Raw genomic sequence first — 21,224 nt, forward strand, 5'->3', positions numbered from 1 at the left:
GAGGATGCCTCAAGTCCGTCATTTCTGGACGCCGTCCTTTATCGTATTCCAGAGTCGCAGTCCAAGCGCACGTGCGTGAGTTGACCGTCGTGCACGAGGGCGCTGGCTATCTCGCATCGTGGCAGCGCAGCACCCTGGACATCGACCTCCACCCGATATTGGCCAGCAGGCACCTGTACGCTGAAGCGTCCCTGGGCATCGGTGACCGTACGTGCAACCACTTGGCCATCGGCTTTGCGCACCTGTACCGTGACGCTAGCCATCGGCGCGGCGTCTGATTCGCCGGCGTGTTGTGGACCGGGTCGTGCCGGAGACAGGCTCACCATGCCGCTCACTCCAGTCGAAATAGGCGCTGCCCATACATGAGTGCAGGGCATCAGTGCGATTATGAGTGCGAGTGCGAGCCGCATCATGGTCGTCTCCTTGGGGCAGTGATTTTTGTGACCGCCTCGCCGGCGCAGCGAATACCGATCTGGTTACCACGACCAGCCTATCGTTCTACCCGCACCCCAAAAGGTGTCAGGGACAATTTTTGAGGGACAATTTCTGAATTGCCCAACTATCTAGTCGATAAGATCCGCAGCCTACCCCCAACAGCAGAACGTACTTGTGACGGATCAGTCTCGCTTGTGGATCGAAGCCAGGACGGGTCGTTTCACCGCGGTGCGACCGCTCAGGCGACCACATCGCCATTTTTAATTGTCCCTGACAGCTTTTTCCAGCGAAGGCCAGAGCAGCGTCAATGACGTCAGCGTTCTATGGCCAATAGACAGATATGCAACGATTTTGTCGGGGTATATAAGCCACCGGACCATAGGGCGAAAAAGGTGTCAGGGACAATTTCTGTGCAACTGTAGAAGGTGCTGGGGACGGATCGGTTTCGCTCATGGGTCGAAGTCAGGACAGGTCGTTTCACCGCGGTGCGATCGCTCGGGCGACCACCTCGCCATCTTTAATGGTCCCTGACACCTTTTTCGATCGCCAGCTAGGGCGACCAAACTAGGCCCACTCGAACTTGGGGGATGTGAGATGAAGCTTTGGACCGCCATTGCATTGTGCCTGTTGCTCGTAATGCCCGCCCTCGCTGCGGAAACTTCACAGGACTCCAAGGCCGTCGTTCTAGCGTTCTACCGGCTGGCCCTTCACGACTTCAAACCGGCGGGGGCGTTCTCGCGTTATGCCGCTTCGGACTTTGTCGAACACAGCGCGGACAGCACCGATGGAACAGCGAAATCCACGGTGGCCTTCCTCGAAGATCTCAAGAAGAAATTTCCCGATCCGAAATGGGAAATCGTGCGCACTATCGCCGAAGGTGACATGGTGTTTCTGCACGTGCGCGTCACACCGGCGCCGGATGCGCCTCCGATTGCCGTGGCTGAGATTTTTCGGGTCCGCAAGGGGAAGATCGTCGAACACTGGGATGTCATCCAACACGCGCCAGAGCATCCGGCGAACCCAAACTCGATGTTCTGATACGCGCTCAGCGTTTTCGTCGCGCTTGTTCCGACTCGTGTCGAAACCCGGCGATCTTGGTCGAAAGGTTCAGTGACTGCCTCGGGTCGGGAGCGGACTATCCAACTGTGATCACAGGCCTAGCACCTAACACCCATACTGATCGACAAGTGCATCACTGGCGAGACCATATCCACGCTCATCAAGGGCAACGAAGGACACGGTGTAAGACGGATAGTCGCATTCGACAGATGCTTGATACCGCTCAACTACAACTGAGGCCCGACCATTGGCCGACATAGTCTTCCTCTGCTTTAGAGCTTCAATTACTTCCGAAGAGATGACAGACCTTACAAATGCCTCTTGGTTCCTAAACCAAATCTCATGCACACGCCCTCGCTGTGCCCAATAGGGTAAACGAGCAGCAATGGCCCTGTCGGGAACGAAATACAGTTCCAACGCCCCGTAATCAGAGTCTGCGTCTGGGTCGTTCGTGATGTAACCATAGTGATAGGTCCCAGACATCACGAAGCGACCCTGAAATGATACCTTTCCATACTCGCCAACGGCTAGAAACTTAACGGGGCTGCTGCTCGGGATCGAGTAATCCAGCCCATTTTCTGCGTGGACGTTTTGGGGATCTGAAGCTTGGATAGAGATCGGCGCAGTCGTAACGAGCAGAGCAAAAATCATTGCCATATTGCGCATTTCGCCTCCCATTCCTTGTCGTGGACGACGCTAGTTTAGGTCCGCATTGGGTCGGAAGCAGACCCTTAGCTTTGGCCAAAACGCAAGCGTGACTGGCCCGTTGCAATCCGAAAAAGCCAGACTCCGAGCGTTGAAGCCAAGACGCAAACCACATGCACGCGAAGCAATGGCCAAGCCGGGCCTGTAACGCTCATACCCAAAAGAAATAGCGGTGTGGATAGTAAGAGCGCGGCAACCGTGCAGAAGGCGACAGCATGCGCGAAAGCGTACCTGTGGATTGGCCAGACGAACCAGATAGAGATCAAACTAGTGGCGGCTGCGCTAGCAAGCAACAGGGTCGACTGGAATCGCCCGGAGGCCACTGGCCAAGGATCTCCCCACAAACCGGGGTTCGACCGCAGGAGTGCGTACAAGGCCCCCTCCACAACGAACGAGGCAATGGTTAGAAGACATGCAAACGCAAAAATTCGCATAAGTCGCATTTAGCTTCCCCTGAGAATGTAGCCTCTTGAAGCGCCACCCAGTGAGTCCGTTCTGGGTCGCAAGCGGACGATTTATCAGATGATGTTCTGGCCACTATGAATCAAAGCACTGTCCTTTGCTGTGCGCCTTTGATGCCCAGTCACCCCAAGTCAGTTTTAGTTGGTTGCCGACTACTTCGATACGCATCATTCGCGGTAGATCCAGGGGCTCCGCGGTCTGACCCCGGTCCTGATAGCCGCCGACAAGTAGCGTTTCGTAAAGGCCTGGTTGCAACCTTGTCGAGCAAAGTTCGAAACCCCACATTGCTTTACCCGCGTCGTTCACAACATCAAGCACGCGATGTTGCCTGGTGTCGAGCAACACCAGCGCCAAGCGGGGCCCCAGCGGTCTATCGTCGCGCTCAACCCAAAGCAACATCTGATCCTGCCCCGGCACCGTCACCCCGATACCTTCGCAGCCACCATCAGGGCTGGTAAATCCTTTGGACTGGGGGAAGAGCCCCGGTTTCAATCCCAGATTGATCGACGAACCGTCAGGCCACGATGCCACCACCTGCATATCGTCATCGGTGGCATCGCCGCCAGCCGATGTAAACGCGATTGTCGTGGGGCCGCCTTGAACCGAGCACGTAGATTTCCAAGCCGGCCGGAAATAGGTGCCGAGCGCGCTCAGGTTGCCGCCCGAAGCGGCCTGTGCCGCTTGGGCCGTGGCCGCCATGCTAATTCCTGCTAGTAGAAGCGCTACCCCGATCATCATTGCCCGCATGAAACTCCCCTGTGCTCTATCGGCAGATTCCAACGCGTGCTCGGAAGCTAGATTGTGTCCGCTCCGGGTCGGAGGCGAACATTGCCAAACCGGCTAATCTTCGTGCTTCGATGGCACGGCATCTTCACCGAAATGCATCTCGATAGCGGTCCGCACTAGGCCAGGGTAAGCGAACCAATATTGGCGTCTAGTGCGATCGGACACAAAGGCCGCGCCAAGGTCATGGGTGGCCAAACGGCGCTCGAACTCCGATAACGGGGCTCGATCAAAGCTGAGCAAAGCACGCCTATAGCGGGTCATTAGGCGTTTGAAATCGCCAATGCAGGTGATTCCTAGCGCCCGCAGTTCTGTTGCCAGTTCATCGAACGAACCGTCGCCGTAATCATTCCTTCGAGGAAATAGGTTCGACATGGATCGGTGTATCAATGCTCCGGTCAGTGGCCGCTCGTAAGCGATTCGTCTGGCTGGTGATCGGTTCCCCATTTCTCCTCCAAGGAACTGTCTGCATCGGGTCGGAAACGGACCTTCGAAGAATCATTGCCGCTTGCAAGTTAAAACGCCACCGAAGCCAGCCTTCGCAGTCTTGGAACTAGCTTCTGCACCCTGCAACAACCATTCGACAGCCTCAATATTAGAAGCAGAAATCCAGGTTCCGTAGGACCCGTGACGTCCGTGCTTTCGTTCAAAGCCAACTACCGCGCGCCGAACCTCATAGGACGCTTCGGGATCGGCTGGATCGGCCACAGAAATCTCGTCAGCCGCCGTGATCTGCCCAAGAATCGCCTCAACTTGTCGTCTCTCGCGGCCTTCCGTGAATCCAAACGTATAAATGACGCAGGTTCCGGCATCACGCTTCGAAGAAAACTGGATGTCTGGAATGTTGGGATACAAGAAAGGACTCCTATACGACTGTTGGCGATAAGGTCTGCTCCGGGTCGCAAGCGGACAGTCCCACCATGCCTGGCGAATGCCCCGACGACCACATCAAAACAGAGCGTTGAACAAGAAGTAGGAGACTGGGGCCGAAGCTAAACCAACGAAGAATCTAGCGACTAGATTGGTCGGTCGAGAAACGAGAGCAACGGCAATAGCTCCTACCAGCACAGCGACATAGGCCCAAAAGGTCATCACCCACATAGCGTAGAACGCGAAGTCCTGGCTCTTCCCTGCCACGCTCAGAAAATGGCCAGCGGCGATGAGCAGATATAGAACGAGAGGGAGGCACGTCGCACCCAAAACGACCACCGCAGCTCTCCGGAGCTTTGGCCTACGGAGAAAGAGGGCAAGCGTACATGCTGGGACGCCAAGTTCGAACGATGCCGCGATGATAGAAAGCGTCAAGTCATCCATGCAATCTGATTGTCTCGCGTGCATTGTTGTTGGCTTTCAAGGGAAAACGTTGATGTCCGCTTCGGGTTGCGGATTCAGCCGGTCGTTGCAACACACTAAAGACTGCGCGAGCAGCGGGAGTGTTGCAAGATGTCCCATCGACCTCCGATTCATTACACCCACACGCAGATTGGGCTGATGTGGGACCGCTGGCAGCGTGGCGAGTCTCTTCACCAGATTGCCAGGCTCTTTGATCGGCATCATTCCTCGGTCCGCCGGGTTCTGGCCGAGACCGGCGGTATCCGGCCCGCGGTGCGCTGCCGGCCTGATCGAGCACTGACCCTAGCCGAGCGCGAAGAGATTTCACGGGCGCTGATGGCAGGACAATCGATACGCTCCGTGGCGGTGCGGTTGAGCCGGGCGCCATCGACGATCAGCCGGGAAATTCGACGCAATGGCGGACAGGACCGCTACCGGGCCAGCTGCGCCGACCAACGCGCGTTGGATCGCGCCCGTCGCCCCAAGCCCTGCAAGCTTGCCCAGCACCGGACCCTGGCGCGCTTGGTAGCCGCTAAGCTCCAGCAACAATGGGCGCCGGAGCAGATTGCCGGCTGGCTCAAACGGACGTACCCGGGGAATGAGGCGCTTCAGGTGTCGCACGAAACGATCTATCGCAGCCTCTTCATCCAGGCGCGCGGAGCCCTGAAAAAAGAGCTCTTGGCGCACCTTCGGCGCACGCGAGCCATGCGCCGGTCGCGACATCACACGCAAAAAACCGATGATCATGCTCAGATCACCGGCGCCATCTCGATCCGCGAACGTCCCGCCGATATCGAAGACCGAGCCGTGCCAGGCCATTGGGAGGGCGATCTCTTGTTTGGCGGCAGGAACAGCCAGATCGCCACGCTGGTCGAGAGGTGGTCACGCTATGTCGTGCTGGTCAGGTTGGACGGCAAGGACAGTGAGACGGTGGTCAATGCGTTGATCAAACACGCAGGGAAACTTCCGCGCGAGCTGTATCGATCGCTGACCTGGGATCGAGGATCGGAGATGGCTCAACATCAGCGCTTTACGTTGGCGACGGACATCAAGGTCTACTTCTGTGATCCGTACAACCCTTGGCAACGTGGATCGAACGAAAATACCAATGGACTTCTGAGGCAGTATTTCCCCAAGGGGATGGATCTATCCGGGTTCTCACAAGCGCAACTCGATGCCGTGGCAAGGCGCCTGAACGAGCGACCCAGGAAAACCTTAAACTACGAAACGCCGGCCGAGCGATTTCATCAAACTGTTGCAACGACCGGCTGAATCCGCAGTCGGAAGCGGACCTTCTCCCCAAAGCTTACGTGCGCAGATACCGCACGCAAAGAACGATCGACACGGGCCAGATCACGAGGTAGGGCCAAGGCGCAATCCAGACGCGACCTGCCGATTCGGGCCCTTTCGCGAAGAGCACTAATAGAAAAACAACCAACAGGCCAAGAAACGCCATCGCGTTGGCAGCAAACATGATTTTTAGCGCTCGCCACATACTCCCCCCGTATCGGGCCTGCTCTACTGTAGCGTCCGTTCCGGGTCGGAAGCCGACCTTGCGGCCACCTAGTTCTCGTACCAGCGCCGATAGCCGTGCCACTCGAACCCCCGATCAGTGATGGACTGCTCCGGCTGCGCGACGCCGTCGATGACGTGGGCACGCCGACGAATCAGCCTGAGTTTTTTGTCGGGATCAAACACTAGCGAGAGTCCGCTGCCGGCAACCCCGCAATCCATCACGCCCGGGCCGCTCGTAACACAGTCGTCTAAGGCGACCCGGCTTTTTACATCATCCAGGGACTGCATTGGCTCAACGTAAGGCTTTAGCCTCGCTAGACGATCTTCTCGCGAGTCGTTGCCATAGAGAATGGCATCAATAGCCTTGGCGTCCCGCAAATTCTCGGCAGTCGTACAGACTGCGGTCGGGCACTTGCTTTCGGCGAAATTGAACTCGTAACCATTGCTACTAACCGCACCAACCTGTGCGGATGCCGTCGTGGCTATCCCCATGGCCAGTACGACCACGCCAACAAACACGCCTCTCATGCTTTTCCCCTGATGACGTACGACAGAACAACGATGGATCGTGGGCGTCCGTGAAATGCTTCCGGGGTACCGTCGTCATGGGCAACACTCCTTCCGCTCGCGCGTCTATAGTGTGTTGCGTTCACCGCCTGAAGTCGCAGTCGAAAGCGGACCCTATACTCGAACGTATTTCTCTTTCGCCGCTGCCTTTGCCGCGTCAATTTGATTCGCCAGGACACGAAGGTGTATTGCTTAGCGCTGGCTGGAAACGAAACCAAAGGCGGGAAACAAATACTCGAAAGAAGAAGTAAGAAACCGGGAGACTTGCCACAAACCCAGCCCCGGCCGTAGCGATCAAGAACAGCCTTGGATTCGCGTGCGGAGAGCCGATAAGAGCACCCACGACGGCCCCGGCGACAGCTCCCGCAACAGCACCGCCAATTGCGTTACAGATCGCGAATTGAATCCAAGTGACAAAGTAGTCACGTTCCGTCAGCATGCTCTGAGACATTGGAACTCCCTAATGACGCCCTCGGTGGTTTAACGGCTTCTCACGCGGCTAGTTTCTCGTCAGTAAATGTCGGCTTCGGGTCGGAAGCGGAACTTTCTACGCTTTCGCAGTCATCTTATTTGGCGCCTATCGACTGCCTTATGATGTTACGGAACGCATCGATGTCTTCGTGCGTAGCAAAGAATCGCTTCGGAACAATCTGGAACAGTTGGTCGGAGAGGTACAGAAGGAAAACGCTCTTGCCTTCCTTCCATTTGAGGTAGTCACTCCACGGCTTCACACTGTTGCCCTGTTCCGTGCGCGCCGCCACGCCGGCGCTCGTGACCATCATGCTGATCTCATGCTGGAAATCCTTCCTCTGGGAATAGCTCCGACGGACTTTCCTTGGGACCCAGACAAAGGCGGTGAAGGCCAAGTACGCAAGGATGCCCGGTAAGATCCAAGTAGTTGGATCCGTCAACGATTGACGACGTACGAGGAACGAGGTCGCCATCGCGAAAACAACCAGGCCAAGCAGCAAAATGCCTATCACCGCCAAAGAGCGTCTTGGTCGCACGTGAACCCACTGAGCAGCCATCAAATCTTCGACGGCGATTCTTCCCCTCAGCTCCATGCCCCCCCCTTGTCCTTACTTAGTGGCCAAAGCCTAGTTCCACGCCTCAAAAAAGTTAACCTAGCTCGTTTCCCTAGGACAAGAGGCCGTTTGTTGTAGGTAAAATCTAATGTCTGCTCCGGGTTGCGGATTCAGCCGGTCGTTGCAACACACTAAAGACTGCGCGAGCAGCGGGAGTGTTGCAACGACCGGCTGAATCCGCAGTCGGAAGCGGACATGTTTGTACCTCTCCGCTCATCGCCCGCAAGTTCGGGAGTACTACTCATCGCAATGATGATTAAAGGGTCGGCTGGAACCAAGGAAAGATCGAAAGTGGTTGTGTCGCCAAAGGCACGGCAACACCAAAGAGCTTCCTATCGGCGAGCATTCCAGAATGCGGGTCAACGCTTGGGTCGCAATGGACGTCTGCGATGACTTTGCCGGCTCTTTCCATCAGGACGCCATTGCTCTCCGAAGCTCCATCCTGTTGATATGTTGGGTTTACCACCATGGAGTAAACCGAATACGTCGTATCTGCCCGTTTCAGGCTAAGGAATATCAATACTCCTCTCCCGCCATCTCCCATCGACGCTCCAGAAGCATATGTCTCGAGGGGTTGAGGTTTAGCTGGAAATTCGAGGTCTGTATGGGCGTCTGTTCCGAATCGATACCGGATATCGCCGAAAGCGGAACCTCCGGCTGCCCGTGCGCACACCGCTATCTTCTTGGCATGCTTTGTATTGCATGCAAACAACACCGTTTCGCCGGCTTGGCACATCGTTCCTGGTAAGGTATGCCCGAAGTACTCCTGTGCGTGAATCGAGCAAGCAAGTAGCATCCCAGCAGCGCAAAAAGGCCGCCGCAACGCCACCGGAACTGACCTTGTCAAACTCATCAGCATCCCTCTTTTGCCAGAAAATGGAGTCCGCTTCGGGTCGGAAACCGACCTAAAAGATCACATGTCGAACGGCTTGCTTAGGTCGCGCACGCGAACGTCTGGATACCGATATTCAGCCGCCGTAACCACGTCACGCCAGTCTTTCTTGGCTAGTTCGATGTATTTCCTGACGCCACCAGCATCCCCGTCGGCCGCAGAAACGATGCAGCGCAGAACGCGATCGGTGGCGACGGACGCGTAGCCGGCCCGAAACGAACACAAGGCGTCCAACACGGCCTGCGCATCCTCCTTATAATCGGCGCGCACCCATGCCGCGACGTCGTCGGACAAGTCCAATTCCGTAGCCATAAGCCCCCTAGCTCGCCAATCTGCCCATCCTAGCTAATGTCAGCTTCGGGTCGGAAGCAGACATCGCAACTTGGATAACCATCAATTGTTGCACGGCCGTTCTTACCCATTCGAAAGCCAGCCTCCGGCCGCCGAACCCAGCGCCGCCAGGATGCCGACCAACACTGCAAAAGCATTCGTCGACAATTCCTTCCTCACACGGATTGCGCTGGCTAGACCGATACCGATTGCTATGCCCACGGCAACAAAAGGCTTAAACGCATGAGAATAAAATAGGTTAAACATCAGCATCGCCAATGAAACAGCAGCCAATGCGCACAGGAACGACGCACCAAAACGAATCAGCACCTTCACTGTCACCTCCAAGTATTGAACCTCGCGAACCTGCGACAAGTGTGTCGATCATAAGGTCTGCTCCGGGTCGGAGGTGCGCATTTAGGAGTCGGGGAATTTTATCCCCCGATCCTCGGCCAAGTGCGTTGTCCTGGCATCCGGTCGGGCCCCACCGTGTACAAGGGCATCGACCATGCGCTGGTTCTTGCACATCACCGCGGCGCGCAATGCACTGAGGCCGTTCGGCAGCGCAAGGTTGGCGTCGGCTCCGGCTTCAAGCAATACGGTGACGTTATCTAGCCTGTTCGCCCAAGCCGCGGCCATCATGGGGGACCATTCGCCCGGTTGCCGTATGTCCGGACGAAGGCCATGTCGCAGGAGCGCCTTGATCATTGCAGGTGAACCGTGTTGTGCAGTGTCATACATCGCCATGCTGTCGGCAGGGTCTTTGCGCCATTGTGCCCCCCGAGCGAAAAGGCTATCCAGGAGACGCACGTCGTCAGCAAGCGCGGCAAACTCGAGCGGTGTGATGTCCATAGAGCCAAACGGATAACTCACGTTGGGATCCGGCAACGCCGCGACCAAAGCGGCAAGTTTCATCCGGTCGGGTCGCTTGGCGTCAAGTGTTGCGCCTCCGCATATGGTGGCACCCCGCATATTTTCCATTACCACGTCGTGCGCGGCGGCAAGCACAGCCGAGTCACCCGCCGCCTGGGCGAGTGTGCATGATGACGCGATCAGCAAGACAACAAGCAGATACCAAAGTCGGTGCACGCAGTCCCCCTAGTTTCCCAAGTTCCCTTCACCCAAAGCCGGTAATCTTGCAGACGTCCGCGTCGGGTCGAAAGCAGACACTCCGCCGAACAGAACGGACCCATTCGCCTCATCACACCGATCGAGGTAGACCGGCCTGGATACTCCATTGCAAGGAAGTGACCGCGCTACGATCGAATCAGGTTCCACTCTTGCCTTCGAGTAGGTGCGGCCCAAACCCAATCGTTTGAACCACCCCCTCGGGCACGGTATCCGGTGCGGAGGAGAGCAACCCTGGATTGTCGATCCACGATATTGGCTGGCGAGGTCCTCGCAGATATGACCGCCACTCTCCAAACTGATCGCGACTAGTGTCATAGGGATATCTATTGATCGTGAATGACACCGGGATGCGCGCGAGCCAATACGGGTCATTTACGCGCTTGCCAGTCGTCGGTACATGGAATGTCCAATGACTTGCAGGCCGAAGCGCTGCCGCGGCGAGATCTTTCCGCATGAGCTCTACATTCAAGCTCGGCGAGTACGACGTCAGGTTAACCTGCTCAACCGACGCATCCCGAACCTTTCCGTCTCGATCGACACGGAGTAACACATAGACTACGCCTGTCGCTCGTGCATCTAGGGCAGTCTTTGGATAAGCCGGTGTTGTTCGATGATCCCAACTGATACTGTCACTTGGAGCTTCATCGTCTTCGCCTATGGTGGACCCACCAATGCGGACCGTAACGTGCTTCTCGTCAACCCATTCCGCCAAAAGGCGTAAGGTGATCTTAGCCTTGGCTATGACTTGGGGTTTTTCGTCGACCTGGAACCTCCAGGCTGTCACTGTCTGCCGAATGAAGTCGTTGAGATAAGCTGGCAGCCTTGCCGACTGATCTATTGCGTAAGCGCGCACACTGCCATCCGGACTAATTTCGATTGTCCCAGTCACAAGCATGGTTGATTCTGTTTGCTTCCGCACTGTATCGGCGGTTGCGGCAGCAGTCGTAAATGACATAAAAGTGCAAAGCAACACCACTAGCCATCGCATCATCACAACTCCCCTATGGTATGTGGCCGAGTCTAGGATTCGATGGTCGAACAGGAGACTCGGCATTCCACAAAATCATGTCCGCTACGGGCTGCGGATTCAGCCGGTCGTTGCAACAGTTTGATGAAATCGCTCGGCCGGCGTTTCGTAGTTTAAGGTTTTCCTGGGTCGCTCGTTCAGGCGCCTTGCCACGGCATCGAGTTGCGCTTGTGAGAACCCGGATAGATCCATCCCCTTGGGGAAATACTGCCTCAGAAGTCCATTGGTATTTTCGTTCGATCCACGTTGCCAAGGGTTGTACGGATCACAGAAGTAGACCTTGATGTCCGTCGCCAACGTAAAGCGCTGATGTTGAGCCATCTCCGATCCTCGATCCCAGGTCAGCGATCGATACAGCTCGCGCGGAAGTTTCCCTGCGTGTTTGATCAACGCATTGACCACCGTCTCACTGTCCTTGCCGTCCAACCTGACCAGCACGACATAGCGTGACCACCTCTCGACCAGCGTGGCGATCTGGCTGTTCCTGCCGCCAAACAAGAGATCGCCCTCCCAATGGCCTGGCACGGCTCGGTCTTCGATATCGGCGGGACGTTCGCGGATCGAGATGGCGCCGGTGATCTGAGCATGATCATCGGTTTTTTGCGTGTGATGTCGCGACCGGCGCATGGCTCGCGTGCGCCGAAGGTGCGCCAAGAGCTCTTTTTTCAGGGCTCCGCGCGCCTGGATGAAGAGGCTGCGATAGATCGTTTCGTGCGACACCTGAAGCGCCTCATTCCCCGGGTACGTCCGTTTGAGCCAGCCGGCAATCTGCTCCGGCGCCCATTGTTGCTGGAGCTTAGCGGCTACCAAGCGCGCCAGGGTCCGGTGCTGGGCAAGCTTGCAGGGCTTGGGGCGACGGGCGCGATCCAACGCGCGTTGGTCGGCGCAGCTGGCCCGGTAGCGGTCCTGTCCGCCATTGCGTCGAATTTCCCGGCTGATCGTCGATGGCGCCCGGCTCAACCGCACCGCCACGGAGCGTATCGATTGTCCTGCCATCAGCGCCCGTGAAATCTCTTCGCGCTCGGCTAGGGTCAGTGCTCGATCAGGCCGGCAGCGCACCGCGGGCCGGATACCGCCGGTCTCGGCCAGAACCCGGCGGACCGAGGAATGATGCCGATCAAAGAGCCTGGCAATCTGGTGAAGAGACTCGCCACGCTGCCAGCGGTCCCACATCAGCCCAATCTGCGTGTGGGTGTAATGAATCGGAGGTCGATGGGACATCTTGCAACACTCCCGCTGCTCGCGCAGTCTTTAGTGTGTTGCAACGACCGGCTGAATCCGCAGCCGGGAGCGGACCTTCATATCAATGCAGAACCAAGGCCAACTGCCCCGGCGATGACAACCAACTGCACAGCAATGGCGCCTAAATAGAGTCTAGGTTTCCGCCCTGGATTCTCTTTGATCGCAAGAGCACGGTAAGCCATGCTGTAAATGTAGCTATATGGAACCATCGCGATAAAGCAAAACGCGACGTAGGCCAACGGCCCGAGCCGTTGTGCTGCGACCAGTACGGCGACGAACGTCGGGATGCCAATGAGCATCATGCGACGCACCTCTGAGCGATCGAGTTCCCCACCCCTGTAAATCATCGTTGTCCCCGTACCCCTGAAGAGAGCGTATGCAAAATGTCCGCTTGGGGTCGAAGCGGGCACTGCCAGCATGCCAGCAGGTCACCCCGACCGCAAAGTCCACTCACGTCGCAAAGCCGCTGCCGTCTCCATAAATGCCCCGGCGCGCCTCTCATCCGTCATAGCAGCGGGCAACGATGACGAGACCGCTATGGGGGGGAGACTGCCAATGGATCTATTTCGCAGCTTGCGCCTCGCGTCGGTGGCCACGCTCAGCCTTGCCGTTGCGTCCATGGGGATAATTGGTTTCGTCGGCCATACGCTCGTCGCGCACACACGGGAGGAGATTGGGCCGCCACCACCGGAGCTGTCCGCAACCGAGGTGCGCTTTCGCAGCGCTTCGGGCGGCGTGATCCATGGCTGGTTTGCACCCGGCTCGCCCGGACGTGGCGCCGTCCTCCTTCTGCACGGCGTTCACGCGAACCGACTGGCCATGCTGCCTCGAGCTCGTTGGCTACATAGCCTGGGATACTCGGTTCTGCTTATCGATTTCCAGGCGGCCGGAGAGAGTGACGGCTAGGCCGTCACATTCGGATACCGAGAGTCGTTTGATGTATGCGCCGCCCTCCGCTTTCTTAGAGCACGATTGCCCGGAGAGCGTGTTGGCATCATCGCTACGTCCATGGGGGCGCTGCTGTGTTGCTGGCGGACCCGCCGGTGCGCGTGGACGCGATCGTGTTGGAGCAGGTCTATCCGACGATTGAGGAAGCCACGCGGGATCGGCTGGCGTTGCACCTGGGCTCCATCGGCCCCTGGTTGACGCCGCCTTTTCTCGCCAGCATGCGTTTCCTAATCGGTATCGATCCCAGTCAACTCCGACCCATAGACCATATCGGAAGACTCGCTTCGCCGAAGCTCTTGATTGCGGGTGACGCCGATATGCATACGCGCTTGGTCGAAGCTCGAGCCATGTTCTTGGCGGCCGGTGCCAACAGCAGCTTATGGATTGTTCCCGGCGCCCGTCACGTCGATCTCTACCAATATGCCGGTGACGACTATCGTCGCCATGTCGGCGAATTCTTGGATCAGGAGTTGCACGAGGTGAGACGGAAATAGCACAAGGATCTGCCTGATGAGTCATGGGCGCGGCAAGACATTGCGGTCGGTTGCGTCCTGAGACTGAATTCGTGTCGCAAGCGAACATTACTTTGATGAAAACGAACGACGGTTGCGATGAGGGCTCCAGAACCCCAAACCCCAGCCTAGACAGCAAGTACTATGGTTCGGACATCCATACGCCTAAGGGGGGCTTAAATGAAATTGTCTGGAACAGCGCTTGCTTTGTGCTTTGTCCTGGTTTCTGGTTGCGCGAGCGCGCCGCCGTCGCTTCGAATCACGCAGTCGCCCGATCAGACATTGAGTCCGCCGCCGCCCGACAAGGCGCAAATAGTCTTTCTCCAGCCCTACAAACCCTTGGGTGGCTATGCTGACACGCCGTTGTATGACATTACGGCGGACAAGGCCGAACTTCTCAATGTGCTTTCGTCCAAGGGGAAAGTGGCCGTTCTCGTGACACCTGGACGGCATACTTTCATGATTTCCGGCATGGGCGTGGCCGCACTACAAGCGAATGTGGAGGCAGGGAAGCGTTACTACATCCTTAGCCGCTTCAGGGCGTATATAGGCTATCAACTCCGTCCGATTCGAAAGGGTGATCCTTCGGAATTCAGCACGAGCAACCCTGAGTTCGCGCAATGGCTACAGGACACGACGTTTGAAACCATGAGCGCTTCCGGCCAGGCGCTGTATTCGAACCCGGCGACCGTCGGTAAATGGAAGGCCGATGCCCTGGACAAATGGAGCAGGCTGTCTACCGATGAAGCAAAGCAACTGACGTTGAATACTGAGGACGCCGTGCTGAACTGATCGGGTTCACCAGTGTCGATTGCTGCTTAAGGCAGAAATCGGAGTGCACCTTCCCTCGCAGAAGGGTGAAGGTGCACTCCGGTTCGCGTTTGGATAGGAGGACAGGATGCTCCTCTTAAGCCACGGCGGGGCAACGAGATACCCGCTGCGAATTGCGGACACGTTGCCTGCCGCTTTCACCTAGTTACTGAGCCGAGAACTCCACGTTCCAGTCCTTCTCCCGCTGGCTGAGGATGCTGCCGTCGCTGGAGATGCAGAAGACTGGTACTGACTGTGAAACACGCATGGGCTTGCACTGGAACGGTGCATCGGAGACTTGGGTCCAGTCATCGATCTGCGCGTTGTACGTGTAGATTTCCCAGGTACCCTTGAATGCTCCAGCGGCCATGCGGAGTGCGTATGCATTTTTCGTGTCATCAAACTGGACATCGAAAATCGCATACGGCGGACGCTTCACGCGTTTCCACGTGTCGCCATGGTCGACAGAGACGAACACCTTGGAAAAGATGCCCTTGCTCCACAGCACGGAGATGACCCCCGACGCGGGATCGACATGGTGGCTGGAGATGGTGGTGGGTGGCGTGATTGCCTTCCATTGCAGGGAGTCCAGGTTCAACCGATAAAGCTCGTTGAAGGTGTTGACGTAGTACGCGCCTTGCACGAGCTGGCCATCGGCGCCCATCCAGCCGAGCATATTCTTGGCATCCAGCGGAAACTCGCGCGCCTTGTTCAACGCCTCCAGGCCACCTTGTTGCGCAACATAGACGGAAAGCCTATCCGTGCCCTTGCGGCTCAGGGGTAATGGCACCTGATGGGCGGTCGTCACGACCCACTTCTTTCCTTCTTGCTCGATGTCGACGATGGCTTCGTCGGCACCAAATGATCTGATGTCACGCCAACTATGGCCGCCATCGGTACTCTCACGCAGCACACCGTTATCTGAGCCTGCGACCAGCGTCTGGTCCACGTAGGCAACCGCGGTGATGCCGTGAAGTGTGTCGATGCCTACGCCATCCCAGCTGCCATCCGGATGCCGAATGCGCACCTGCCCGAAGTCCGCACCAAAGTACAGATTGCCTGCGGCGTCCGTCACCCCTCGATCGGTGATCGGTGGTGTAACGCCCCGCGCAAGGCGGAGGAACTCCTCATTGGTTTTGGCCGCTTTCAGCTGTGCAATCACGGAGGTTTTGTTGACCTTGCGATCGTACGTCGTCAAGAGGTCGGCAATGATGCCGAGGCCGGAGAAACCCTGGGTCATTTGAATGGGCGTTGGCGGCACCGATGGCTGCCAGACAATCGGATCCTGCGACTTCAGAAGTGACGCGTACTCCCTGAGTACGCCATCGATGTCATGGGCATTTTCCGCTGCGCGCACCGGCAATATCACCAGCTGGTAACCCCCGATATTGATGGGTGCCAGACTGCCAAGGTCGGTAACGCGTCCCGCCTCGACCTTAAAGGTCGGGTAATCCCCCCAACCGTACGAGTCCCACTGGGCGATCCGGTAGTCGCCTGGTGGCAACCAGAGACCATAGGCCTTCTGATCGGCATCCGATCGCGGCAGCAGCATCTGCTTGGAGCCGCCATTGACTGCCTGCACCTTCAGCGCGCCGCCACCGGTCCCTTTGGGAAAGTTGACGTAGACATAGCCGTTGGTCGCTGCCAATTGCGACGCCACTTGCTCGGCAGCGTGGCTCGTAGCGGCGGGCACCGCGAATAGAAGCGCGATGCATGCAATTACTCGGCTGACATGTAAGCGACGGTACCCCGCCAGCCGACGTCCATTCCCAGAAAGCTGTTTCTGATGCGATCGTGCCATTCGCTCCCCCTAAGAGCTGCCCTGGTTGATCGCCCCAGGTCGAGGCGAACCGTTCCAGCTTGCCGATCGTTGCTATGGCTCGCAAGAGAGACCATGCAAAAACGTGTCAGGGGGCAATGTCTGCTCCTGGGTTGAAGCCAGGACAGATCGCTTCACCGAGTGCGACCGATCGCGCGACCACGTCAATCGTGCGGGACGGCCTCCCCTTCCATTGGAGGGGCGCAGAAGCACGGACGGCCATGCATAGTTCATGGTGTCGTACTCCCCTCCCCAGGAAACTCTGTCATGCAAGCCCGCACCATCGTCATCGCCACCGCCCTCGCGCTGGCATCCCTATCGGCGCACGCCGGCCTGTCCGATGTCACCCCGCTTGGCAAGGGACGCTACATGATCGGCGGTCGCGCCAACACAATTTTCGGATCGCCAGGTAAGTTGGAGGCCAAGGCGATGAAGATCGCCAACGCGTACTGCGTAGAGAAAAAGCCCGGCACCGAGGCCGTGATGGAATCGGCCACCGGGCAGCGGGCAGAGCAGGGAGTTGCCGGCGTAGGCCAGGGCTGGGCGGTGGGCGGCGGTGGCCACTTCGCGGAGACCGAGGTCGTCTTTACGTGCGATTCGGTGGAAGCCACCGCTACTGCCGCTGCACAGTAACCTGCTGACGCCTCATTCAGTCGCGTTGTGCAGCAGACACAAAAAACCGCCTTCGCAGGCGGTTTTTTTCTTTTAGGCACCTTCAGCGTACAGGCAGCCCTCTGGTGATTCACCGACTCGCTTCAGAAAGGCAAAAAGGTGTCAGGGGCAACTCTGAATTGCCAACTGTCTAGTCAAAGAGTGCAAACCAAGACACGGCGCTTCGCTGGTTTCCGCCCTGCCCTTCGCCCACCGCGACGGAAGTGAACCTGACCCCGTTAGTTCCTGAATGCTCCGCAGCTCACTTCTGTGTTGGCATGGCACTCATGTGTAGTAGCCCCCAACCGTGACCATCCAGGTCAACAAAGCTGTGCGTATACATAAAGCCGAAATCCTCCGGCTTGTCGTAGGTTGAGCCACCTGCGGCGATTGCTTTGGCGACGAGACTATCTACCTCCTCACGGCTATCGCAACTGAGCGAGAGCAGAACTTCAACAGCCTCGCTCGTATCGCAGATGACTTTGGGCGTGAAGTCCCGGAATCTGGCGTGCGTAAGCAACATGACTGAAATTGTGTCGCTGACGACGATGCACGCGCCAGCGTCGTCGGTAAACTGCGGGTTGTGCGAGAAGCCAAGAGTCTTGAAGAACGCTATGGACTTCGACAGGTTCGCGACCGGCAGGTTGATGAACACTTGTTTGCTCACGGATTCCTCCTTTGTGCTGTTGGTAGCGAACGAGCCAAACCGGGTTCTACCCCATTGCATTAGTCGCGCAAAATTGCCTCGCCGGTTCGCGGGTTTGTCAGGGTCACATTCTCAAGCGCTCGAATACGCCAGATCTCGTTCTGTCTCGTCAGCACGGCGAGAATCAGCGTATCCACTACGTGTGGTCCGGCCGGGTGGGCTACGCCGGCCGCCAGGCGACTCCAGAAATGGACGACTACCGCGCCGTCGGCAATATGCACGATATCGATGAGTTCGTTCTGGAGCGTAGAGTCGCGATAGATCGTTTCGTGAATGGGAGCGTGGAGCGCCACGATCTCTTCAACGCCCCGAACGTAGTGCCCGAAACGATTCACGAACGTCGCGTCTTGATCGAACAGGTCGCCCAGTGCAGCCATGTCGTGACCGTTCCAGGCGGCCTGGAACGCACCGGGTGCATCTTCGGGTCTTTTCATCTTGGTCATCGGGGTTGTCGCCTTATGTCTCTTGAATTACCACGGTACCTAACAGCGTAGTTGCTGCGACATGAAGGCATGTGAATCGAGACGCTCGGTTTTAGCCAACCGTTGATCGTTCGTTGGAGTTCTGCCCGGATACCGTAGGCATTCAGTATAGGCACCAGCGGCTGCTTCGAGCCGACCTCGGGCCGCTTGCAGCTTGTCCGCGAAAACAGAACCAGGTTGAGGTGGGAAAAGGGTGGTACTGGCCGGTGATCGGGGAGGCCCGAAGTCCGAGGACCACAGCAGGCAGGTCGCGCGCACCCATGCGTCGCAACGGCAATCCCTGACAGGCGGGGATCGTTGCCTTTGCTAACTTCGGCCCGTCACTCGTCGCGTTCTTTCCATGGGGCTACGCGAGTGACCATGGCAGCAATGTCATGAGGCGCGGGCCGTAGGTGCGTCCAACACCCACGACCCGCTAACCATCACCAACTGAGACGTCGAGTAGCCCACGGGAACTTCCCCCACAGGCTCTCACGGAACCGGACGTGACAGTCTCCCGTCATCCGGCTCTTGTCATCCACCCTCACCGAAGATCCAGTGTGGCAGGAGGTTGGGTTGACGTTGCTTGATGCCATTCAACCATTGCCACCCACGGCTCCAGTGTCTCTTCAGTCGTTTGTATTTCCGTAACGCCCAACGCACGAGATAGCGATCGATGGTGAACATGGCTTTGTTTAGTGCAGAGCGGTGGAAGTGGCCGTAATACTGCACCCATCCCCGTAACACAGGACTTAGCCAGTCCACGATTTGTTGGAAGCCCAAATCGCTGCGTCGATGTATCGCCCATCCGCGGACGGTCTGCCGCATCGCACGTGCGGCCTTGGCACTGATCGCGGGTGTGAAGTTGGTGAAAAATTGCCCTCGCCGATTCCGCGCTTCTCTTGGCCGAAACTCGTAGCCAAGAAAATCAAAAGAGCAGCTGACATAGATGCTCTTCCGATTGGCATCTTTGCAATAGACAACCTTCGTCTTCTCCGGGTGCAGTGCCAACTTGCAGCGGGCCAGCCGATCCTCAATGGACTGCCTGAGTGCTTTCGCTTCCTGCTCGCTTCGGCAGTGACAAACGATGTCATCGGCATAGCGTTCGAAGGTGATGCCTGGATGAGACTCCCGCATCCACCGATCAAACACATAGTGCAGAAACAGGTTAGCTAGCAGTGGGCTGATAACCGCCCCTTGCGGTGTTCCCCGACCCGTACTGACGACCTGATTGCCATCGGGCATCTGGACCGGCATGGCCAACCATCGCTCGATATATAACAGCACCCAGGCACACTGGGTGTGCTTGCGTACTGCATGTATCAGTAATCGATGGTCAATGGTGTCGAAGAACCCCCGGATGTCCAGGTCCAGGACCCAGTCGCGTTCCCAGCAGCGCCGACGCGCCACCGCTAACGCTTGATGGGCTGAGCGACCGGGGCGATAGCCAAAGGAATCACGATCGAAGATGGCTTCGAACGTGGGTTCCAGAGCCCGTTTGACCACCGTTTGAGCAATCCGGTCCACGACGGTGGGTATGCCTAGGGGACGCGTTGTCCCGCCCTTCTTGGGTATGTCCACTCGTCGCACCGGTTGCGGTCGGTAGCTTCCCGAGCTCATTCGGTTCCACAGCTTGTACAGATGATTGTTCTCATTCTGCGCAAACTGTTTCAACGTTTGGCCGTCCACACCGGCCGCACCCTGGTTCGCCTTGACCTGCTGGTATGCCTCCCACACTTCCCGCTTGGAAATAACAAAGGGTTTGGCCAGGCTCATGCAAATCCTCCTCTTGCGAGTTGTTCGCTAAGTCCAACCGGGATAACAATGCCCCTTCGGTCCAGTGCCATTACGGCACCTTCCTCCCTACTACGGGCATTTCCGCCCCTGTGCGCCGCATCGGTACTCACCCTCTTGGGGAGGCCTTCCCCTTGAGGTTCTCCCTTCGCATCGGCACGACAGGTTCCCAAGTTCCTTATCAAAGCCTGGATTACCGTCACGTCGCCTTCATGCCGGTTGCCAATCAGGCGGTAGGCAGGTCGCCCCCTGATCTTGGGTCGCGCGCTGCAACTCATCAGCACGGTTTCGGCAACGTCTAACCATTTTTCGACACGTCGACAGCGATTCACTTGCGTTCGTCTCGGTAATCCACACCTGACGTGGTTGTCCACGCCTTTAACTCCAACGCTCACCACCCGAGCTCTTGACTCGCGCAGCTTGGAGGGGTTTGCGATCCACGCCTGTACGTTGACCGCGAGGGGCCTTCCCTCATCTTCGATAAAGCATCGCTAGCTCTTACAGAGCTACGCGTTCTTGGCACACGAGTTGATCATGGCTGTCCACGATCATACGGCACCCGCACACCTGTCTTTTCTCTCCCCGGGTGACCCGTTCACTTCCTCGCCTGCCGCCGATCCACTGGCGCACGGACCCCAGGCGCACTCGCCATGCGGCACGACCTTCGACGACGTTGCGCTAGCGCATTACGCGCTTTCGCGACTGTGGTTTGAGGACGAGCAGTATCGAAAGGCAAAGGCAAATCACCCCGGCGCCGAGCCTTTGACATGGCCACTTCCAACGCTTTTCAAGGACGGAGTGGCCGTGGCGATCCGGTGCCTGGAGCACTACGCCAAGCAGCTTAGCGACGAGCGAGCGATGAACGGGTAAGCGCGTCCTTGTGATCGTTCCCGCGGTGCACCGGCCGGTTAGGCGGTGCACCGCACCTTGGTGACGACTTACCCCGAAACAAGGTTTT

Annotated in this window: 22 protein-coding genes; 7 read left to right on the forward strand and 15 right to left on the reverse strand. The window is 57.5% G+C overall.

Features of this window, described 5'->3' with window-relative positions; genetic code table 11:
• Positions 1-38: 38 nt before the first annotated feature.
• Positions 39-413, reverse strand: a complete 375-nt coding sequence (locus ACT01B_RS21480; RefSeq protein ID WP_445145231.1) for a carboxypeptidase-like regulatory domain-containing protein — start codon at positions 411-413, stop codon at positions 39-41.
• Between the two features lie 616 nt (positions 414-1,029).
• On the opposite strand from ACT01B_RS21480, the gene ACT01B_RS21485 reads away from it, so the two are divergent.
• Positions 1,030-1,473 carry a nuclear transport factor 2 family protein gene (locus ACT01B_RS21485; RefSeq protein WP_445145232.1) on the forward strand — a complete coding sequence of 148 codons (444 nt, stop codon included), beginning with the start codon at positions 1,030-1,032 and terminating at the stop codon, positions 1,471-1,473.
• A gap of 126 nt (positions 1,474-1,599) precedes the next feature.
• On the opposite strand, the gene ACT01B_RS21490 is transcribed toward ACT01B_RS21485, so the two are convergent.
• The 3 genes from ACT01B_RS21490 to ACT01B_RS21500 form a co-directional block, all read right to left on the reverse strand.
• A complete protein-coding gene (locus tag ACT01B_RS21490; protein WP_445145233.1) occupies positions 1,600-2,160 on the reverse strand; it encodes a hypothetical protein in 561 nt (186 codons plus the stop codon).
• 576 nt (positions 2,161-2,736) lie between these two features.
• A complete protein-coding gene (locus tag ACT01B_RS21495; protein ID WP_445145234.1) occupies positions 2,737-3,360 on the reverse strand; it encodes a hypothetical protein in 624 nt (207 codons plus the stop codon).
• Between the two features lie 582 nt (positions 3,361-3,942).
• Positions 3,943-4,299 carry a hypothetical protein gene (locus ACT01B_RS21500; RefSeq protein ID WP_445145235.1) on the reverse strand — a complete coding sequence of 119 codons (357 nt, stop codon included), beginning with the start codon at positions 4,297-4,299 and terminating at the stop codon, positions 3,943-3,945.
• A 588-nt stretch (positions 4,300-4,887) separates the two neighbouring features.
• On the opposite strand from ACT01B_RS21500, the gene ACT01B_RS21505 reads away from it, so the two are divergent.
• A complete protein-coding gene (locus ACT01B_RS21505) occupies positions 4,888-6,048 on the forward strand; it encodes an IS30 family transposase (RefSeq protein ID WP_445145236.1) in 1,161 nt (386 codons plus the stop codon).
• Between the two features lie 291 nt (positions 6,049-6,339).
• Here the strand turns inward: ACT01B_RS21505 and ACT01B_RS21510 are convergent, their stop codons facing one another.
• The 7 genes from ACT01B_RS21510 to ACT01B_RS21540 all read right to left on the reverse strand — a co-directional run bounded on the left by ACT01B_RS21510 (position 6,340) and on the right by ACT01B_RS21540 (position 12,867).
• The gene (locus ACT01B_RS21510; protein WP_445145237.1) at positions 6,340-6,819 is read right to left on the reverse strand and encodes a hypothetical protein; all 480 of its coding nucleotides are present in this window, start codon (positions 6,817-6,819) and stop codon (positions 6,340-6,342) included.
• A gap of 605 nt (positions 6,820-7,424) precedes the next feature.
• Positions 7,425-7,922, reverse strand: coding sequence for a YcxB family protein (locus tag ACT01B_RS21515; RefSeq protein WP_445145238.1), 498 nt, complete (start codon positions 7,920-7,922; stop codon positions 7,425-7,427).
• Between the two features lie 934 nt (positions 7,923-8,856).
• Positions 8,857-9,129: a hypothetical protein gene (locus tag ACT01B_RS21520; protein WP_445145239.1), complete on the reverse strand. Its 273-nt coding sequence runs from the start codon at positions 9,127-9,129 to the stop codon at positions 8,857-8,859.
• Positions 9,130-9,249: 120 nt separating this feature from the next.
• Positions 9,250-9,501, reverse strand: a complete 252-nt coding sequence (locus ACT01B_RS21525; RefSeq protein WP_445145240.1) for a hypothetical protein — start codon at positions 9,499-9,501, stop codon at positions 9,250-9,252.
• Positions 9,502-9,582: 81 nt separating this feature from the next.
• Positions 9,583-10,254, reverse strand: coding sequence for an ankyrin repeat domain-containing protein (locus ACT01B_RS21530; protein ID WP_445145241.1), 672 nt, complete (start codon positions 10,252-10,254; stop codon positions 9,583-9,585).
• Positions 10,255-11,383: 1,129 nt separating this feature from the next.
• Positions 11,384-12,544 carry an IS30 family transposase gene (locus ACT01B_RS21535; protein ID WP_445145236.1) on the reverse strand — a complete coding sequence of 387 codons (1,161 nt, stop codon included), beginning with the start codon at positions 12,542-12,544 and terminating at the stop codon, positions 11,384-11,386.
• Between the two features lie 77 nt (positions 12,545-12,621).
• Positions 12,622-12,867 carry a hypothetical protein gene (locus tag ACT01B_RS21540; RefSeq protein ID WP_445145242.1) on the reverse strand — a complete coding sequence of 82 codons (246 nt, stop codon included), beginning with the start codon at positions 12,865-12,867 and terminating at the stop codon, positions 12,622-12,624.
• A gap of 253 nt (positions 12,868-13,120) precedes the next feature.
• Between ACT01B_RS21540 and ACT01B_RS21545 the strand changes: the two genes are divergently transcribed.
• The 3 genes from ACT01B_RS21545 to ACT01B_RS21555 all read left to right on the forward strand — a co-directional run bounded on the left by ACT01B_RS21545 (position 13,121) and on the right by ACT01B_RS21555 (position 14,817).
• Positions 13,121-13,471 (forward strand): hypothetical protein, encoded by a 351-nt coding sequence (locus ACT01B_RS21545; protein WP_445145243.1) that lies wholly within the window; start codon positions 13,121-13,123, stop codon positions 13,469-13,471.
• A gap of 155 nt (positions 13,472-13,626) precedes the next feature.
• Positions 13,627-14,007 (forward strand): hypothetical protein, encoded by a 381-nt coding sequence (locus ACT01B_RS21550; RefSeq protein WP_445145244.1) that lies wholly within the window; start codon positions 13,627-13,629, stop codon positions 14,005-14,007.
• A gap of 198 nt (positions 14,008-14,205) precedes the next feature.
• A complete protein-coding gene (locus tag ACT01B_RS21555; protein WP_445145245.1) occupies positions 14,206-14,817 on the forward strand; it encodes a hypothetical protein in 612 nt (203 codons plus the stop codon).
• Positions 14,818-15,001: 184 nt separating this feature from the next.
• Here ACT01B_RS21555 and ACT01B_RS21560 read toward each other — a convergent pair whose 3' ends face one another.
• Positions 15,002-16,483 carry a hypothetical protein gene (locus tag ACT01B_RS21560; RefSeq protein ID WP_445145246.1) on the reverse strand — a complete coding sequence of 494 codons (1,482 nt, stop codon included), beginning with the start codon at positions 16,481-16,483 and terminating at the stop codon, positions 15,002-15,004.
• 438 nt (positions 16,484-16,921) lie between these two features.
• Here ACT01B_RS21560 and ACT01B_RS21565 point away from each other — a divergent pair, with 438 nt between their 5' ends.
• Positions 16,922-17,287, forward strand: a complete 366-nt coding sequence (locus tag ACT01B_RS21565; RefSeq protein WP_445145247.1) for a hypothetical protein — start codon at positions 16,922-16,924, stop codon at positions 17,285-17,287.
• A 280-nt stretch (positions 17,288-17,567) separates the two neighbouring features.
• Here ACT01B_RS21565 and ACT01B_RS21570 read toward each other — a convergent pair whose 3' ends face one another.
• The 3 genes from ACT01B_RS21570 to ltrA form a co-directional block, all read right to left on the reverse strand.
• Complete coding sequence (locus tag ACT01B_RS21570) at positions 17,568-17,972, reverse strand: VOC family protein (RefSeq protein ID WP_445145248.1); 405 nt, start codon at positions 17,970-17,972, stop codon at positions 17,568-17,570.
• Between the two features lie 59 nt (positions 17,973-18,031).
• A complete protein-coding gene (locus ACT01B_RS21575; protein WP_445145249.1) occupies positions 18,032-18,454 on the reverse strand; it encodes a YybH family protein in 423 nt (140 codons plus the stop codon).
• Positions 18,455-19,006: 552 nt separating this feature from the next.
• Positions 19,007-20,248 (reverse strand): group II intron reverse transcriptase/maturase, encoded by a 1,242-nt coding sequence (ltrA, locus tag ACT01B_RS21580; RefSeq protein ID WP_445143493.1) that lies wholly within the window; start codon positions 20,246-20,248, stop codon positions 19,007-19,009.
• Positions 20,249-20,800: 552 nt separating this feature from the next.
• On the opposite strand from ltrA, the gene ACT01B_RS21585 reads away from it, so the two are divergent.
• A complete protein-coding gene (locus ACT01B_RS21585; RefSeq protein ID WP_445145250.1) occupies positions 20,801-21,136 on the forward strand; it encodes a hypothetical protein in 336 nt (111 codons plus the stop codon).
• The last annotated feature ends 88 nt before the right edge of the window (positions 21,137-21,224 follow it).

It is taken from the genome of Dyella sp. Tek66A03 (assembly GCF_052567735.1).

Bases quoted from the DNA above. Each gene is read 5' to 3' on its own strand.
- ACT01B_RS21480 (WP_445145231.1), bottom strand. From the start codon at position 413: ATGATGCGGCTCGCACTCGCACTCATAATCGCACTGATGCCCTGCACT.
- ACT01B_RS21485 (WP_445145232.1), top strand. From the start codon at position 1,030: ATGAAGCTTTGGACCGCCATTGCATTGTGCCTGTTGCTCGTAATGCCC.
- ACT01B_RS21490 (WP_445145233.1), bottom strand. From the start codon at position 2,160: ATGCGCAATATGGCAATGATTTTTGCTCTGCTCGTTACGACTGCGCCG.
- ACT01B_RS21495 (WP_445145234.1), bottom strand. From the start codon at position 3,360: ATGGCGGCCACGGCCCAAGCGGCACAGGCCGCTTCGGGCGGCAACCTG.
- ACT01B_RS21505 (WP_445145236.1), top strand. From the start codon at position 4,888: ATGTCCCATCGACCTCCGATTCATTACACCCACACGCAGATTGGGCTG.
- ACT01B_RS21510 (WP_445145237.1), bottom strand. From the start codon at position 6,819: ATGAGAGGCGTGTTTGTTGGCGTGGTCGTACTGGCCATGGGGATAGCC.
- ACT01B_RS21515 (WP_445145238.1), bottom strand. From the start codon at position 7,922: ATGGAGCTGAGGGGAAGAATCGCCGTCGAAGATTTGATGGCTGCTCAG.
- ACT01B_RS21535 (WP_445145236.1), bottom strand. From the start codon at position 12,544: ATGTCCCATCGACCTCCGATTCATTACACCCACACGCAGATTGGGCTG.
- ACT01B_RS21540 (WP_445145242.1), bottom strand. From the start codon at position 12,867: ATGATGCTCATTGGCATCCCGACGTTCGTCGCCGTACTGGTCGCAGCA.
- ACT01B_RS21545 (WP_445145243.1), top strand. From the start codon at position 13,121: ATGGATCTATTTCGCAGCTTGCGCCTCGCGTCGGTGGCCACGCTCAGC.
- ACT01B_RS21555 (WP_445145245.1), top strand. From the start codon at position 14,206: ATGAAATTGTCTGGAACAGCGCTTGCTTTGTGCTTTGTCCTGGTTTCT.
- ACT01B_RS21565 (WP_445145247.1), top strand. From the start codon at position 16,922: ATGCAAGCCCGCACCATCGTCATCGCCACCGCCCTCGCGCTGGCATCC.
- ACT01B_RS21575 (WP_445145249.1), bottom strand. From the start codon at position 18,454: ATGACCAAGATGAAAAGACCCGAAGATGCACCCGGTGCGTTCCAGGCC.
- ltrA (WP_445143493.1), bottom strand. From the start codon at position 20,248: ATGAGCCTGGCCAAACCCTTTGTTATTTCCAAGCGGGAAGTGTGGGAG.
- ACT01B_RS21585 (WP_445145250.1), top strand. From the start codon at position 20,801: ATGGCTGTCCACGATCATACGGCACCCGCACACCTGTCTTTTCTCTCC.